This window comes from Ruegeria sp. BB6, assembly GCF_056539385.1.
This window is the reverse complement of the sequence record NZ_JBQFUW010000002.1, coordinates 155315-169717: the sequence shown is the minus strand read 5'-3', so window position 1 is coordinate 169717 and position 14403 is coordinate 155315. Positions and strand designations below refer to the sequence as shown.

General features: G+C 57.7%; 14 protein-coding genes. 12 read left to right on the top strand and 2 right to left on the bottom strand.

Annotation, left to right across the window (positions count from 1 at the left end; translation table 11 throughout):
- Positions 1-54: 54 nt before the first annotated feature.
- On the bottom strand, positions 55-1050 hold the full coding sequence (locus tag ACR0B7_RS05315; RefSeq protein ID WP_170482462.1) for a hypothetical protein: 996 nt from the start codon (positions 1048-1050) through the stop codon (positions 55-57).
- 171 nt (positions 1051-1221) lie between these two features.
- Between ACR0B7_RS05315 and ACR0B7_RS05310 the strand changes: the two genes are divergently transcribed.
- From ACR0B7_RS05310 to preA, 3 genes are all read left to right on the top strand, one after another.
- Positions 1222-1854 (top strand): cupin domain-containing protein, encoded by a 633-nt coding sequence (locus ACR0B7_RS05310; protein ID WP_170482459.1) that lies wholly within the window; start codon positions 1222-1224, stop codon positions 1852-1854.
- A 160-nt stretch (positions 1855-2014) separates the two neighbouring features.
- Complete coding sequence (locus tag ACR0B7_RS05305) at positions 2015-3349, top strand: NAD(P)-dependent oxidoreductase (RefSeq protein ID WP_170482456.1); 1335 nt, start codon at positions 2015-2017, stop codon at positions 3347-3349.
- Between the two features lie 45 nt (positions 3350-3394).
- Positions 3395-4699: an NAD-dependent dihydropyrimidine dehydrogenase subunit PreA gene (gene preA, locus ACR0B7_RS05300; RefSeq protein WP_170482452.1), complete on the top strand. Its 1305-nt coding sequence runs from the start codon at positions 3395-3397 to the stop codon at positions 4697-4699.
- Positions 4700-4731: 32 nt separating this feature from the next.
- Here the strand turns inward: preA and ACR0B7_RS05295 are convergent, their stop codons facing one another.
- On the bottom strand, positions 4732-5340 hold the full coding sequence (locus ACR0B7_RS05295) for a TetR family transcriptional regulator C-terminal domain-containing protein (RefSeq protein WP_170482450.1): 609 nt from the start codon (positions 5338-5340) through the stop codon (positions 4732-4734).
- Between the two features lie 171 nt (positions 5341-5511).
- On the opposite strand from ACR0B7_RS05295, the gene ACR0B7_RS05290 reads away from it, so the two are divergent.
- From ACR0B7_RS05290 to ACR0B7_RS05250, 9 genes are all read left to right on the top strand, one after another.
- Entirely contained in the window at positions 5512-6762 is a 1251-nt protein-coding gene (locus ACR0B7_RS05290) for a Zn-dependent hydrolase (protein ID WP_170482445.1), read from the top strand.
- A gap of 91 nt (positions 6763-6853) precedes the next feature.
- The gene (gene hydA, locus ACR0B7_RS05285; protein WP_170482443.1) at positions 6854-8308 is read left to right on the top strand and encodes a dihydropyrimidinase; all 1455 of its coding nucleotides are present in this window, start codon (positions 6854-6856) and stop codon (positions 8306-8308) included.
- 55 nt (positions 8309-8363) lie between these two features.
- Positions 8364-9158: an ABC transporter ATP-binding protein gene (locus tag ACR0B7_RS05280; protein WP_170383848.1), complete on the top strand. Its 795-nt coding sequence runs from the start codon at positions 8364-8366 to the stop codon at positions 9156-9158.
- The gene (locus ACR0B7_RS05275; protein WP_480681046.1) at positions 9151-10083 is read left to right on the top strand and encodes an ABC transporter permease; all 933 of its coding nucleotides are present in this window, start codon (positions 9151-9153) and stop codon (positions 10081-10083) included. Before ACR0B7_RS05280 ends, ACR0B7_RS05275 begins: the two co-directional genes overlap by 8 nt.
- Entirely contained in the window at positions 10080-10925 is an 846-nt protein-coding gene (locus ACR0B7_RS05270) for an ABC transporter permease (protein ID WP_170482438.1), read from the top strand. Before ACR0B7_RS05275 ends, ACR0B7_RS05270 begins: the two co-directional genes overlap by 4 nt.
- 59 nt (positions 10926-10984) lie before the next feature.
- Positions 10985-11974 carry an ABC transporter substrate-binding protein gene (locus ACR0B7_RS05265; RefSeq protein WP_170416909.1) on the top strand — a complete coding sequence of 330 codons (990 nt, stop codon included), beginning with the start codon at positions 10985-10987 and terminating at the stop codon, positions 11972-11974.
- A 153-nt stretch (positions 11975-12127) separates the two neighbouring features.
- Positions 12128-12841: an ABC transporter permease gene (locus ACR0B7_RS05260; RefSeq protein ID WP_170482434.1), complete on the top strand. Its 714-nt coding sequence runs from the start codon at positions 12128-12130 to the stop codon at positions 12839-12841.
- A complete protein-coding gene (locus ACR0B7_RS05255; RefSeq protein ID WP_170482430.1) occupies positions 12834-13568 on the top strand; it encodes an ATP-binding cassette domain-containing protein in 735 nt (244 codons plus the stop codon). The genes ACR0B7_RS05260 and ACR0B7_RS05255 overlap by 8 nt, the downstream gene beginning before the upstream one ends.
- A 19-nt stretch (positions 13569-13587) precedes the next feature.
- The gene (locus ACR0B7_RS05250) at positions 13588-14403 is read left to right on the top strand and encodes an extracellular solute-binding protein (RefSeq protein WP_170482426.1); all 816 of its coding nucleotides are present in this window, start codon (positions 13588-13590) and stop codon (positions 14401-14403) included.

Below are 14403 nucleotides of genomic sequence, written 5' to 3'. Positions count from 1 at the left end.
GAATGTGTGTTGCTGACTCTCTAGGCGATTGGGCGCTTGCGCACAACAACCCAGTCAACGCATCCAGAGGCCGCTGCTTTTGATTTTGTTGCGAATGGCTTGTTCACGTTTGGGCAGGTTGGTGCGATCAAACATCTCACGGATTTTATAGCCCTTGCGCTGGATCACCAGTTTCCTGATCGGGTCATACCTCTTGAGCACCTTCTTGACCTTGTTCGGCGCAACGACGGTTTCCAGTACCTCGACCACGTGGTCGTTTTCGCGCGCGTACAGCAAAGGAAACAGGCGGTAATGGCAGCTAACCGACCCGTCCAGAAGGCCCGAAGGCAGGGTGTCACGCCCACCGCCCAATGAATGGATGACAAGTGGCAGAGCGATCTGATCCAGCCAAGGGGTCAGCGTTTGCCCAGCCAGTTCGGGGATGTCCTCGTCCCGGATGGTGCGAGCATACTCCAAGTATCGTTCTCCGAACTCATTGGGACAACGGTAAAAGAAAAACCCAGCATTAAAATACAGATACCGCCGCCAATAATCGCGCGGCTTCGATTTGTCTAAAGAACTGTCAAAATCAAGCCCGAACCGGCGATAAAATGCGCCCCAGATACCATCAAAGCCGGGACCATACAGCGTTGGGCGGGGCCATGTCCCTTCGACCTTTTGCGAGGCACTAGGACGATCAAAGTCGAAAGGAACGCTGTTCAGGTTTCCGGTGATGAGTGTGTCGCTGTCAAAAAACACGAACGGCTCACCCTCGGGCAGTGCGAGCAAGGCTTCAATCTTGTTGCCGTTTGGATAACTCTCACCAAATACGTGGTTGTCGAATGCTAGAACTTCGACATCCAACTGTTTCAGCGCCTTGAGAACATCTTCGTCCCGGATGCTAGGATCCTGTGACCATCGCGGCCCGGATTGCGGGGAGGCTACGAACAGTCGGCCGGCAAAATCAGGTGAGCTGTGCCGCAATGAAGCAGCGAACAAAAGCGCCTCATACTGCAGTCGGTTGTTCTGTCCGACGATGACGACGTTAAACTTGTGGGCGTTGGCCTGCATCGAAGAACTTTCGGACTTTGGCCGCTTAGTGGGCTGCTCGATTTGTGTTGGACGTACAGTATGCAGCGCGCTCAGTCAAAACCAGAGGCCAGGATGGACCGACCCCGAGAAAATTGATTTTGCCGGCGGTGTGCCCATCTATTGAACATGTGACGAAACAGGAGAAACCTCATGAGGGTCAACGCGGACTTCACCAAACGTGTCGCTGTCCATTTCGATCAGAGTGAATGGGTCGCATCGCCTGCGGCGGGGGTTGAGCGGAAAATGCTTGATCGGATCGGCGAGGAAGTCGCGCGCGCGACGACAATTGTACGGTTTGCGCCGGGCAGTGCGTTTGCTGCGCATACCCACGACGGGGGTGAGGAATACCTTGTTCTGGACGGCGTCTTTCAGGATGAAACAGGTGACTTTCCTGTAGGCAGCTACGTGCGGAACCCACCGACCTCGTCTCACACGCCTTCGGCAAAGGAAGGTGCAACGATATTGGTCAAACTGCATCAGTTCGATCCCGAGGATCGCACACAAGTGCGGCGGTCAATTAACGGAGAGGGTAACATGCAACTCTTCAAAGACGCGCAAGAGGACGTGCGCGTTCTGACGTTAGGCCCAGGCGAAACAGTCGAACTGGATGCTGACGGAGGGCTTGAGATGTTCGTAATCGAAGGCTCGGTGCAGGAATCGTCCGAGGATTTCGCGGCCTGGGACTGGCTCAGACTCCCACCCGGTGACAAGTCCAGCGCGCAAGCCGGGGCATCTGGCGCACGTGTTTGGATGAAATCCGGCCATTTGAACCAGATGATCTGAATTCCGCGATTGCTTTAAAAACAGGCAGTAGAACGGTGAAGCCGGGCTTTTTGGCCCGGTTTTTTCATTTTTTGACCATTTGACAAATTTTACCAATTGATAAAAAATCAGATTGTGGCAAGCTGAGGTCATAACAAACATATCTACAGGGAGTAGAGCGATGGCACAGGGCCAGATGGTCCCCGGCATAGTTGCCGGGCGGCTTTCCAGCGATGAGCTGACCTCGAATTTCACGGATCTGCATCCGCCATTGGCCCCGCATGAGGCTGCCGTGGCCGCTGATCGGTGCTATTTTTGCTATGACGCGCCATGTGTAACGGCCTGTCCCACGGACATCGACATACCGCTGTTCATGCGACAGATTCAGGCCGGACAGCCCGAAGCGGCGGGTGAGACTATTCTGGCGCAGAACATCCTCGGTGGGATGTGCGCCCGTGTGTGTCCAACCGAAACGCTGTGCGAAGAAGCCTGCGTGCGTGAGACGGCCGAGGGGTCGCCAGTGGAAATCGGGCGTTTGCAGCGCTATGCGACGGATAGCGTTATGGCTGATGGGGCACACCCGTTTGAACGTGCGGCACCGACTGGAAAGACAGTGGCGGTTGTGGGCGCTGGCCCTGCGGGTCTAGCCTGTGCGCATCGGCTGGCCATGCTGGGCCATGACGTTGTCATTCACGAAAGCAAGCCCAAGCCGGGTGGCTTGAACGAATACGGAATCGCAGCCTACAAATCGACCAACGATTTCGCGCAGGCTGAGGTGGACTGGCTGCTTGGAATCGGCGGGATCACCATCGAAACCGGTTCGGTGCTGGGCGAGGGCATCTCGCTGGAAGGTCTGTCGGAAAATTACGACGCTGTCTTTCTGTCAATCGGTCTGGCCGGGGTGAATGCTCTGCGCGCTGGTGGTGTCGATAAGGACGGTGTGCGGGCTGCAGTCGACTTTATCGCCGATGTGCGTCAGGCCAGTGACTTGGCTGACCTGCCGGTTGGTCGGAATGTCGTGGTCATCGGTGGCGGTATGACGGCCGTGGATGCGGCAGTGAAGTCCAAGCTGCTAGGCGCCGAGCATGTCACAATCGCTTACCGGCGTGGCCGTGACGCGATGGGGGCCAGCCGATACGAACAGGATTTGGCTGCTTCGCACGGGGTCAAGATCATGACCAACGTGCAGCCTGTGGCCGTGCACGGAAACGGGGCAGCCGCAGAGATCGAACTGGAGTATACTGCCAGCCATGATGGTCAACTGACCGGCACGGGCGAGATGGTCCGCGTGCCCGCTGATCAGGTGCTCAAGGCGATTGGTCAGACCTTGGAAGGCGCACCGGAAGGCTTGGAACTGGACGGCAACAAGATCGCCGTCTCCGGGGCCGGGCGCACCTCGATGGCAGGTGTCTGGGCCGGGGGCGACTGTGCCGCTGGTGGCGAAGACCTGACCGTGACAGCCGTGGCCGAGGGCCGCGATGCCGCAATGGATATCCACGCAAGCCTGACTGCGTGAAACCCACAGATAAAGATGCTGAACGGCATCAGGGAGGCCGGATAAATGGCTGATTTAAAAACAAACTTCTTGGGTATCGAGAGCCCAAACCCGTACTGGTTGGCCTCGGCGCCGCCGACCGACAAGGAATACAACGTCCGCCGCGCTTTCGAGGCCGGATGGGGCGGTGTGGTCTGGAAAACGCTGGGATCCGAGGGGCCGCCGGTCGTGAATGTGAACGGGCCTCGGTACGGCGCGATCTATGGTGCGGATCGGCGGCTTTTGGGGCTGAACAACATTGAGCTGATCACGGACCGCCCGCTTGAGGTGAACCTCGAGGAAATGGCGCGGGTCAAGGCGGATTACCCGGATCGGGCGCTGATCGCTTCGATCATGGTGCCGTGTGAGGAAGACGCGTGGAAAGCTATCCTGCCGCGCGTGGCGGAAACCGGCGCAGACGGGATCGAACTGAACTTCGGCTGTCCGCATGGCATGAGCGAACGCGGCATGGGGTCCGCTGTGGGGCAGGTGCCGGAATATATCGAGATGGTCACGCGCTGGTGCAAAAAATACTATGACCGTCCGGTCATCGTAAAGCTGACGCCGAACATCACCGACATTCGCAAACCTGCCGAAGCCGCCAAAAATGGCGGTGCGGACGCGGTGTCGCTGATCAACACGATCAACTCGATCACCAGCGTGAACCTAGACACGTTCAGCCCCGAGCCGTCGATTGATGGCAAGGGCAGCCATGGCGGGTACTGTGGTCCAGCGGTGAAACCGATTGCGCTGTCGATGGTGTCCGAGATTTCGCGGGCGCAAGCGACGCATGGCCTGCCGATCTCGGGTATCGGCGGCGTGACCACGTGGCGCGACGCGGCAGAGTTCATGGCCCTTGGCTGCGGAACCGTTCAGGTTTGTACGGCGGCCATGACCTACGGTTTCAAGATCATTGATGAGTTGACGGCTGGCCTGTCCAAATGGATGGACGAGAAGGGCTATAAGGACGTTTCCGAAATCGTCGGTTTGGCCGTACCGAACGTGACAGACTGGCAGTATCTGAACCTGAACTACGTGGCGAAGGCCAAGATTGATCAGGACCAGTGCATTAAGTGCGGCCGCTGCTACGCTGCCTGCGAAGACACCAGTCATCAGGCGATTTCGATGTCCGAGGATCGCGTGTTCGAGGTCATGGATGACGAATGCGTGGCCTGTAACCTTTGCGTGGATGTCTGCCCGGTTGACGGTTGTATCTCGATGGTGCCGATGGCCGCCGGAGAGGTCGATCCACGTACAGGGCGCGAAGTGCAGCCAGACTATGCCAACTGGACAACGCACCCGAACAATCCGATGGCAAAAGCTGCCGAGTAAACAAAGAAAGGGGCCAGCGATTGGCCCCTTTTTTATGGCGTCAGAAGCTTGCGATAGAGCGTATCAATGAACGGCTCGGCCCCTTCAAACGGGTCTTCGTCCCCCAGGATCGCCCGGACCTGAACATCAAAATCCGCATAATGCTGGGTCAGCGCCCAGATCGAAAAGATCAGATGATAGGGATGCAGTCTGGCAATTTTGCCTTGGTCCATCCAAGCCGAAAGAACTGCGTTTTTTTCGTCCACCAGCGCCTTCAGGTCATTGGACAGCGACTCGTGAATGCGCGGTGCGCCCTGAACCAGTTCATTCGCAAACAGCCGGCTTTCGCGGGGCAGATCGCGGCTCATTTCCAGCTTGCGCCGAATATAGGCGAGGATTTCCTCCATCGGGTCGCCGTCCGCATCCAGATCGTGCAAAGGGGCCAGCCATGTATCCAGAAGACCTGACAAGAGGGCGGAGTGAATCGCCTCTTTCGATGGAAAATAGTACAGCAAGTTGGGTTTGCTCAGCCCCGCCTCTGCCGCGATCTGATCAACCGTTGCGCCGCGGAATCCGTGGGCCGAGAATACGTTCAGAGCGGCTTCGAGTATTGCAGCGCGGTTCTTTTTCTGAATTCTGGTGGGGGTGCGGTCTTTGGGCATGTTTTCAGGCTGTCTCTTTTTCCGGCAAGCAGGCGCTGGATAGGCCAAAAATTCCTGCGGCGTCCTGCATTTTCTTGACTGATCTCGAACCCGTGATAGCGTGAGTTTGACCAGATGGTCAAATCAAGACACCAATAGCGAGCCAAATCGCAAGCAACAGGGAAGAACAAGATGGCAGCTCCGGCGCAGAACCTCAGGATCAATGGCGACAGGTTGTGGGACAGTCTGATGGAGATGGCCAAGATTGGCCCCGGCGTTGCGGGCGGCAATAACCGTCAGACGCTGACGGATGAGGATGCCGAAGGGCGGGCGTTGTTTCAGAAATGGTGCGAGGACGCGGGATGCTCGATGGGGTTGGACCAGATGGGCAACATGTTCGCGCGCCGCGAGGGGACGGACCCAGAGGCCTTGCCGGTTTATGTTGGCTCGCATTTGGACACGCAGCCCACGGGCGGAAAGTATGATGGTGTTCTGGGTGTTCTTGGCGGGCTCGAGATCATTCGCACGCTGAACGACCTTGGGATCAAGACCAAGCATCCGATTGTCGCGACCAACTGGACCAATGAAGAGGGCACGCGTTATGCACCTGCGATGCTGTCCTCGGGCGTGTTTGCCGGGATGCATACGCAGGACTGGGCCTATGATCGAGAGGACACCGAGGGCAAGAAATTCGGTGACGAATTGCAGCGGATCGGCTGGCGCGGTGACGAAGAGGTGGGTGCGCGTAAGATGCACGCCTTCTTTGAACTGCACATTGAGCAGGGTCCGATTCTGGAAGCCGAGGGCAAGGATATCGGTGTCGTTACCCACGGTCAGGGTCTAAGCTGGACGCAAATCACGGTCACCGGAAAGGACGCGCATACTGGCTCGACCCCGATGCCGATGCGCAAGAATGCTGGCCTCGCCATGGCGCGCATTCTTGAAAAGGTGGATGAGATTGCGTGGTCCCATGCGCCTCATGCGGTTGGGGCGGCGGGGCATATCGATGTCTTTCCAAACTCGCGCAACGTGATCCCCGGCAAAGTGGTGTTCACGGTCGATTTCCGGTCACCTGAACTGGAAGTGATCACGGATATGGAGAACCGGCTGCGTGTCGCCGCCGAGGATATCGTGGAAGAAATGGGCCTTGAGATTGAGTTTGAAAAGGTTGGCGGGTTCGATCCAGTGAAGTTTGACGACGGTTGCGTCGCGGCGGTGCGTGATGCGGCCGAACGGCTAGGCTATTCGCATACGGACATCATTTCGGGCGCGGGGCATGATGCGTGCTGGATAAACCGGGTTGCTCCGACGGCCATGGTGATGTGCCCTTGCGTGGATGGATTGAGCCATAATGAGGCCGAAGAGATCAGCAAGGACTGGGCTGCTGCCGGGGCGGATGTTCTGTTTCATGCGGTGGTGGAAACAGCGGAAATCGTGGAATAGGGGGCTCTGCCCCCGTCGCCCGAGGGCGACTCCCCCGGGATATTTTTAGCCAGATGAAGCAAGCGGCGCAGACCGCATCAGGGAGTTTAAAATGAGTACTGTGATCAAGAATGGGACCGTCGTGACGGCTGATCTGTCTTACAAAGCAGATGTGAAGGTCGAAGACGGGGTGATTACCGAGATTGGTTTGGGTTTGAAGGGCGACAAAGAGCTGGACGCGACCGGGTGCTATGTGATGCCGGGTGGAATTGATCCGCATACGCATCTGGAGATGCCGTTCATGGGGACCTATTCCAGCGACGATTTTGAAAGCGGGACGCGGGCGGCTTTGGCTGGGGGCACTACGATGGTGGTGGATTTTGCGCTGCCGAATCCGGGTGAGAGCCTTCTGGACGCGTTGAAGCGCTGGGATAACAAATCGACGCGGGCGAATTGTGATTATTCATTCCACATGGCTGTCACCTGGTGGGGTGAGCAGGTGTTTGACGACATCAAGACGGTCATTGAGACGCGCGGGATCAATACGTTCAAGCATTTCATGGCCTACAAGGGCGCATTGATGGTGAATGATGACGAGTTGTTCGCCTCGTTCAAGCGTCTGGCCGAGCTGGGCGGGATCGCTATGGTCCATGCCGAGAATGGAGATGTGGTGGCCGAGTTGAGTGCGAAACTGCTGGCCGAGGGCAATACCGGCCCCGAGGCCCACGCCTATTCCCGCCCGCCACAGGTCGAGGGTGAGGCCACGAACCGCGCCATCATGATTGCGGATATGGCTGGAGTGCCGCTTTACGTGGTGCATACATCCTGCGAAGAGGCGCATGAGGCCATTCGCCGGGCCAAGATGCAGGGAAAACGGGTGTGGGGGGAGCCTCTGATCCAGCACCTGACCTTGGATGAGAGCGAGTATTTCCATCAAGATTGGGACCATGCGGCGCGCCGGGTCATGAGCCCTCCGTTCCGGAATAAGCAGCATCAGGATAGCCTGTGGAACGGGCTGCATTCGGGAACGCTAAGCGTGGTGGCGACCGACCATTGCGCCTTTACGACCGAGCAAAAGCGCTATGGCGTGGGCGATTTCACCAAGATCCCCAACGGGACCGGCGGGTTAGAGGATCGGATGCCGATGCTGTGGACTCATGGGGTGAATACTGGTCGCCTTACGATGAATGAGTTCGTGGCGGTTACTTCGACAAACATCGCTAAGATTTTGAATTGTTATCCAAAAAAGGGTGCGATCCTGGTGGGTGCTGACGCAGATATTGTCGTGTGGGACCCCGAGAAGACCAAAACGATCAGCGCCGATACGCAGCAATCATCAATCGACTACAACGTGTTCGAGGGCAAAGAGGTCAAGGGCCTGCCGCGCTTTACCCTGACACGCGGTCAGGTAGCGGTGCATGACGGGGAAATCCGCACGCAGGAAGGCCATGGTGAGTTCGTGGCGCGTGAACCGAACGGGCATGTGAACCGGGCGCTGAGCACGTGGAAGGAACTGACGGCTCCGCGACCCGTTGAGCGGACGGGTATCCCGGCCACAGGTGTGTGACCTGGTTGGGCCGATTTAAGTGCGGCCCATAACCGAACCTTTTCAAGGCACTGGAATGAATACTGAAAGCACCACTCAGCCTGTCATAGAGGCGAAACAACTGGACCTCACCTTCCAGACCAACGACGGCCCGGTCCACGCACTGAAAGACGTGAACCTGACCATCGACAAGGGGGATTTTGTCAGCTTCATCGGCCCTTCGGGGTGTGGCAAGACCACCTTCTTACGCTGTATCGCGGCGCTTGAGACGCCGACAGCTGGCTCTTTGACCGTCAACGGAATGACCCCGGATGAGGCGCGGCGGAACCGGGCATATGGATATGTGTTTCAGGCCGCAGGGCTGTATCCTTGGCGGACCATTGCCAAGAATATCAAGCTGCCGCTTGAGATCATGGGCTATTCCGCCGCTGAGCAGGAAGACCGCGTTAAGAAGGTCTTGGAACTTGTTGATTTGGAAGGGTTTGGCGGCAAGTTCCCCTGGCAATTGTCGGGTGGGATGCAGCAGCGGGCCAGTATCGCTCGGGCGTTGGCCTTTGACGCTGATATCCTTCTGATGGATGAGCCCTTTGGCGCGCTCGATGAGATTGTGCGCGATCACCTGAACGAACAGCTTCTTGCGCTTTGGGCGCGGACGGAAAAGACCATTGGCTTTGTTACGCACTCGATCCCCGAGGCGGTGTATCTGAGTACCAAGATTGTGGTCATGAGTCCCCGGCCGGGGCGGATTACGGATGTAATCGACAGTCCTCTGCCTAAAGAGCGGCCTTTGGATATCCGCGACACGCCGGAATTCATCGAGGTTGCCCATCGGGTGCGAGAAGGGCTGCGGGCGGGGCATTCGGATGAATAGCTCTGGTTTCAAAGCGTTCTGGGCGGTTCTTACGGTTCTCGCGGTGATCGTGGCCTTCTGGTACGTGGCGTGTGTTCCGATGAATATCAAAGGGGTTTTGACCGAGCAGGAACGCGCGGGTGCCGCAGTGCAACCTCCGACTGCCAAAGACCGGCGGGATATGTCCGAGCTGGGTTTGGTGCTGAACAATAGCTTTGCCATCCCTGCAACATGGGAACAGGACCGCCCCCGACTGCCTGCGCCGCATCAGGTCGCGATCGAGATGTGGGAGACGACGGTTCAGAAGAAGATCACCTCGAAGCGGTCGTTGATCTATCACGGTTGGGTGACGCTTAGCGCGACGGTTCTGGGCTTTGCGATTGGCACAGGGCTGGGCATTTTGCTGGCGGTCGGGATTGTTCATAGCCGGGTGATGGACCTATCGGTGATGCCTTGGGCCATCGTCAGTCAGACGATCCCGATCATCGCATTGGCACCGATGATTATCGTGGTGCTCTATTCCGTAGGCATTCAGGGGATCATCCCAAAGGCCGTGATTTCGGCTTATCTGAGTTTCTTCCCTGTCGTCGTGGGGATGGTCAAAGGGCTTCGTAGTCCGGATGCGATGCAGTTGGACCTGTTGCGCACCTACAATGCCAGCCGGTCTCAGTGGTTCTGGAAGCTGCGCCTGCCTGCGTCGATGCCGTACCTGTTCACTTCACTGAAGATCGGTATCGCTGCCTCGCTGGTCGGAGCCATTGTCGGAGAGCTGCCGACCGGTGCCGTCGCCGGGCTGGGCGCGCGTCTATTGGCCGGTAGCTATTATGGTCAGACGGTGCAAATCTGGTCGGCGCTGTTTGCCGCGGCCATACTTGCGGCCTGCCTTGTCGGTCTGCTTGGGCTGATCGAGCGGACGGTTCTAAAGCGGATGGGGATGGCGCAATGATACTGGTTTTGTGTGCAATCCTGTTGTGGCTGATTGGCTGGTGGCTAAATAGTCGCCTCGCCAGCGGGCCGTATGCGGATACGCGAATGGTGCGTTTTCTTGCGCCGTTGATTTTTGGCCTGACGATTATCGGAATTTGGGAACTGGTCGTCCGGGGGCTTAATGTGCCACTGGTCATCCTGCCTGCCCCGTCGGTCATCGCTGTGCGGTTTGCCGACAGCCTGCCGATCTTGTGGGCCGACTTTGTGCAGACCATCATCAAGGGGGCTTTGAGCGGGTATATCATCGGGTGCGGTGCGGCCTTCCTGACGGCAATCGCGGTGGACCGCTGGGACTTTCTGCGCTTGGGTCTGTTGCCTGTGGGCAATTTCGTGGCGGCTCTGCCAATCGTGGGCACGGCGCCCATTCTGGTCATGTGGTTCGGGTTTGATTGGCAGTCCAAGGCGGCGGTTGTCGTTGTTATGGTGTTTTTCCCGATGCTGGTAAACACGGTCGCGGGGCTGCGCGAGGCAACTGCCATGCAGCGCGATTTGATGGAGACCTATGCCGCAACCTATTGGCAGAGCTTTCTCAAGCTGCGCCTGCCTGCCGCAATGCCTTTTGTTTTCAATGGCTTGAAAATCTCGACAACCCTTGCTTTGATCGGTGCTATTGTGGCCGAGTTTTTTGGCTCGCCAACACTGGGGATGGGCTTTCGGATTTCGACCAGTGTCGGTCAGCTTTCGCTGGATATGGTCTGGGCGGAAATCGTGGTCGCGGCTTTGGCCGGAACTGCATTCTATGGCCTGATGGCGATGATCGAAAAGGCTGTGACGTTCTGGCATCCGTCGCAACGAGGCTAACACTAAATTCTCAACAGACCCCGAGAACGGGGCATCAACTGCAACTAGGAGACATGAAGATGAAAAAGTTACTCAGCGGGGCGGTCGCCGCCTTTAGTTTGGCAGCCAGTGCTGCACTGGCGGCGGATGAGGTGACATTGCAATTGAAGTGGGTCACGCAGGCACAGTTCGCGGGCTACTATGTGGCCAAGGACAAAGGGTTCTACGAGGAAGAAGGGCTGGACGTTACAATTCTGCCCGGCGGTCCCGACATCGCGCCCACTCAGGTTATCGCGGGCGGCGGTGCGGATGTGACCGTCGAATGGATGCCTGCGGCGCTTGCAGCGCGGGAAAAGGGTTTGCCATTGGTGAACATCGCGCAGCCTTTCAAAAGCTCGGGCATGATGCTGACCTGCTGGAAGGACGCCGGAATTTCCTCGCCCGAGGATCTGAAGAACCGCACGCTGGGCGTTTGGTTCTTTGGCAATGAATTCCCGTTCATGAGCTGGATGAGCCAGCTTGGTATCGACACAGGCGGCAAGAGCGAGTCCGGTGTCGAGGTTCTGAAACAGGGCTTCAACGTTGACCCGCTGTTGCAGCGTCAGGCCGATTGCATCAGCACCATGACCTATAACGAATACTGGCAGGTCATTGATGCAGGCGTCAGCCCCGATGAGCTGGTGACCTTCAAATACGAAGACCAGGGCGTCGCGACGCTGGAAGACGGTCTGTACGTTCTGGAGGAGAACCTGAGCGACGACGCCTTTGTCGACAAGATGGAACGGTTCGTGCGCGCCTCAATGAAGGGCTGGAAATATGCCGAAGAAAACCCGGATGAAGCGGCGGACATCGTTCTGGAGAACGACGCGACGGGCGCTCAGACCGAAGAACATCAAAAGCGCATGATGGGTGAGATTGCCAAGCTGACCGCAGGGTCAAATGGCGCGCTGGATCCGGCGGATTTTGAGCGCACTGTTGGTACGCTGCTGGCAGGCGGTTCTGATCCGGTGATCACCAAGCAGCCCGAGGGCGCTTGGACGCACCAGATCACGGATGCGGCGCTAAACTAAAATAGCCTTAAAGGGCTTTGCAGCGCGGTCCCAACCGGGGCCGCGTTTCTTGTATTTGGTGTCGCAATTATGCGTGTATTTAGACCCGAAATGACCTAGTATAATCCTGTAATTGGGCGCATTTGATGCGGAAGAAGCGCGCAAGGGGAGGATATGCAGGGATTTGCAACAGAATTCAATTCAGCGTTCACTCTGATCCTTGAAGGGGATACCGAGCTGTGGGCGATTGTGCTGTTGTCCCTCAGAGTTTCCGTATTCGCGGTGTTGATTTCTGCGCTGATCGGGATGCCCGTTGGCGCGGCTCTGGCTGTATCGCGATTTCCGGGGCGTCGGCTTCTGATAATTTTTATGAACGCGCTGATGGGATTTCCACCGGTCGTTGTCGGCCTGCTGGTTTACCTGATGTTGTCACGCTCGGGGCCGTTGGGTGTTCTGGAACTGCTTTATACGCCGACTGCGATGATCATCGCTCAGGTGGTTTTGGTCACGCCGATCATTGCTGCGCTGACCCGGCAGGTGATCGAAATGCTGGCCGAGGAATACTCGGAACAGTTGCGGTCGCTGGGTGTGTCGCGTCTGGCGTCAGTCCCCGTGCTTTTGTGGGATGCGCGGCTGGCTTTGGTGACGGCGTTATTGGCCGGGTTTGGACGCGCCATAGCCGAGGTGGGCGCGGTCATCATCGTTGGCGGCAACATCAACCACGTGACGCGGGTGATGACCACGACCATTGCGCTTGAGACATCTAAGGGCAATCTCGCGCTGGCGCTGGCTCTGGGCGCGATCCTGATCGGTATAGCCGTGGCGGTGAATGCAATGGTCAGCACGCTTAGCCTGCGGGCCGAGCAGGAGGGTCTGCGCCATGCGTGATCTTGCGCCCGATATGGTCAGGTGTCTGTCCGTTCACAACCTTCAGATAGCGCGTAACGGCAAAGCGTTGTTGCAGGTGCCACATCTGTCTCTGGACGGACCCGGACCGACTTTGATCCTTGGACCGAACGGAGCCGGCAAAAGCCTGCTTTTGCGGTGCCTGCACGGGTTGATTGCACCTGATCGCGGACGGGTCGAACAAGATGGTGCGCTGCTGGGGGCCGAACACAAAGCACGGCAGGCGATGGTGTTTCAGCAACCCGTATTGCTGCGGCGGTCCGTTGCTGCAAATCTGGACTTTGTTCTGAAACGACAGGGAATTCCGCGTCAGGCCCGCAAAGCACGGATCGAGGAATTGCTGGCTGAAGGCGGGCTTGAGGACAAGGCGCGCCAATCCGCCCGTTCATTGTCGGGTGGTGAGGCTCAACGCCTTGCCATCCTGCGCGCGCTGGCGCTGGACCCTGAAACGCTGTTCCTCGATGAGCCGACCAGTGCGTTGGACCCTAGCGCCACACAGACGATCGAGCGGATGATCCTTCGAGCATCTTCCCGAGGCGTGCGTATCGTCATGGTGACTCATGATATTGGACAGGCGCGCCGGTTGGCCGCAGATATCGTGATGATGCAAGGCGGCCAAGTGGTTGAACATGGGGCTGCGAAACAGGTACTGGATGCCCCCGAAAGCGTCGCCTCGCGCCGGTATCTCTCTGGCGGCTTGGTGACCTAGTAGACAATTGGAGATCAGAATGATCCGGAATATCGTTCGGGCGGCTCTGGTGACGCTTGGCCTGACAGCAGCGCCAGCTGTTGCCGAGGCACCGTTTATCGTGGTGCAATCGACGACCTCCACCCAGAACTCGGGCCTGCTGGACTACATCCTGCCGGGCTTTGAAGCGGAAACTGGCATTGATGTGCGGGTGGTTGCCGTCGGAACTGGGCAGGCGATACGCAATGCGATCAACGGGGATGGTGATGTTCTTTTAGTCCATGCAAAGCCCGCCGAGGAGAAGTTTGTGGCCGATGGCTGGGGGGTCGAACGGTTTGACGTGATGTACAACGATTTCGTCCTTGTTGGGCCAAAGTCGGATCCGGCAAAGGTCAAAGGTGGAACCGATATCGTTTCCGCGCTGAGGGCGGTTTCTGACGCCGAAATTCCCTTTGCATCTCGAGGTGATGACAGCGGCACTCACAAGGCAGAAATGGGTCATTGGCAAGCCGCTGGGATTGATCCCACATCTGCGTCGGGCACCTGGTATCGTGAAACCGGGTCCGGCATGGGCGCGACGCTGAACGTGGCCAGCGGAATGGACGCTTACGTGCTGACCGATCGCGCGACTTGGCAGTCGTTCGGGAACAAAGGAAACCTTGAACTCATGGTCGAGGGGGATCCGCGTCTTTTCAATCAGTACGGTGTCATTTTGGTAAACCCGGAAAAGCACCCCCGTGTTCGTGCGGCCGCCGGGCAACGGTTTATTGACTGGCTGAAAGGCCCGGATGGGCAGGCCGCAATCGCATCCTACAGGTTGAACGGTCAGCAGCTATTTTTCCCAAACGCCGAGTGA

What these genes read in the sequence shown, in the direction of transcription:
- ACR0B7_RS05315 (WP_170482462.1), bottom strand. Translation starts at nt 1,050, where the DNA reads ATGCAGGCCAACGCCCACAAGTTTAACGTCGTCATCGTCGGACAGAAC.
- ACR0B7_RS05310 (WP_170482459.1), top strand. Translation starts at nt 1,222, where the DNA reads ATGAGGGTCAACGCGGACTTCACCAAACGTGTCGCTGTCCATTTCGAT.
- ACR0B7_RS05305 (WP_170482456.1), top strand. Translation starts at nt 2,015, where the DNA reads ATGGCACAGGGCCAGATGGTCCCCGGCATAGTTGCCGGGCGGCTTTCC.
- preA (WP_170482452.1), top strand. Translation starts at nt 3,395, where the DNA reads ATGGCTGATTTAAAAACAAACTTCTTGGGTATCGAGAGCCCAAACCCG.
- ACR0B7_RS05295 (WP_170482450.1), bottom strand. Translation starts at nt 5,340, where the DNA reads ATGCCCAAAGACCGCACCCCCACCAGAATTCAGAAAAAGAACCGCGCT.
- ACR0B7_RS05290 (WP_170482445.1), top strand. Translation starts at nt 5,512, where the DNA reads ATGGCAGCTCCGGCGCAGAACCTCAGGATCAATGGCGACAGGTTGTGG.
- hydA (WP_170482443.1), top strand. Translation starts at nt 6,854, where the DNA reads ATGAGTACTGTGATCAAGAATGGGACCGTCGTGACGGCTGATCTGTCT.
- ACR0B7_RS05280 (WP_170383848.1), top strand. Translation starts at nt 8,364, where the DNA reads ATGAATACTGAAAGCACCACTCAGCCTGTCATAGAGGCGAAACAACTG.
- ACR0B7_RS05275 (WP_480681046.1), top strand. Translation starts at nt 9,151, where the DNA reads ATGAATAGCTCTGGTTTCAAAGCGTTCTGGGCGGTTCTTACGGTTCTC.
- ACR0B7_RS05270 (WP_170482438.1), top strand. Translation starts at nt 10,080, where the DNA reads ATGATACTGGTTTTGTGTGCAATCCTGTTGTGGCTGATTGGCTGGTGG.
- ACR0B7_RS05265 (WP_170416909.1), top strand. Translation starts at nt 10,985, where the DNA reads ATGAAAAAGTTACTCAGCGGGGCGGTCGCCGCCTTTAGTTTGGCAGCC.
- ACR0B7_RS05260 (WP_170482434.1), top strand. Translation starts at nt 12,128, where the DNA reads ATGCAGGGATTTGCAACAGAATTCAATTCAGCGTTCACTCTGATCCTT.
- ACR0B7_RS05255 (WP_170482430.1), top strand. Translation starts at nt 12,834, where the DNA reads ATGCGTGATCTTGCGCCCGATATGGTCAGGTGTCTGTCCGTTCACAAC.
- ACR0B7_RS05250 (WP_170482426.1), top strand. Translation starts at nt 13,588, where the DNA reads ATGATCCGGAATATCGTTCGGGCGGCTCTGGTGACGCTTGGCCTGACA.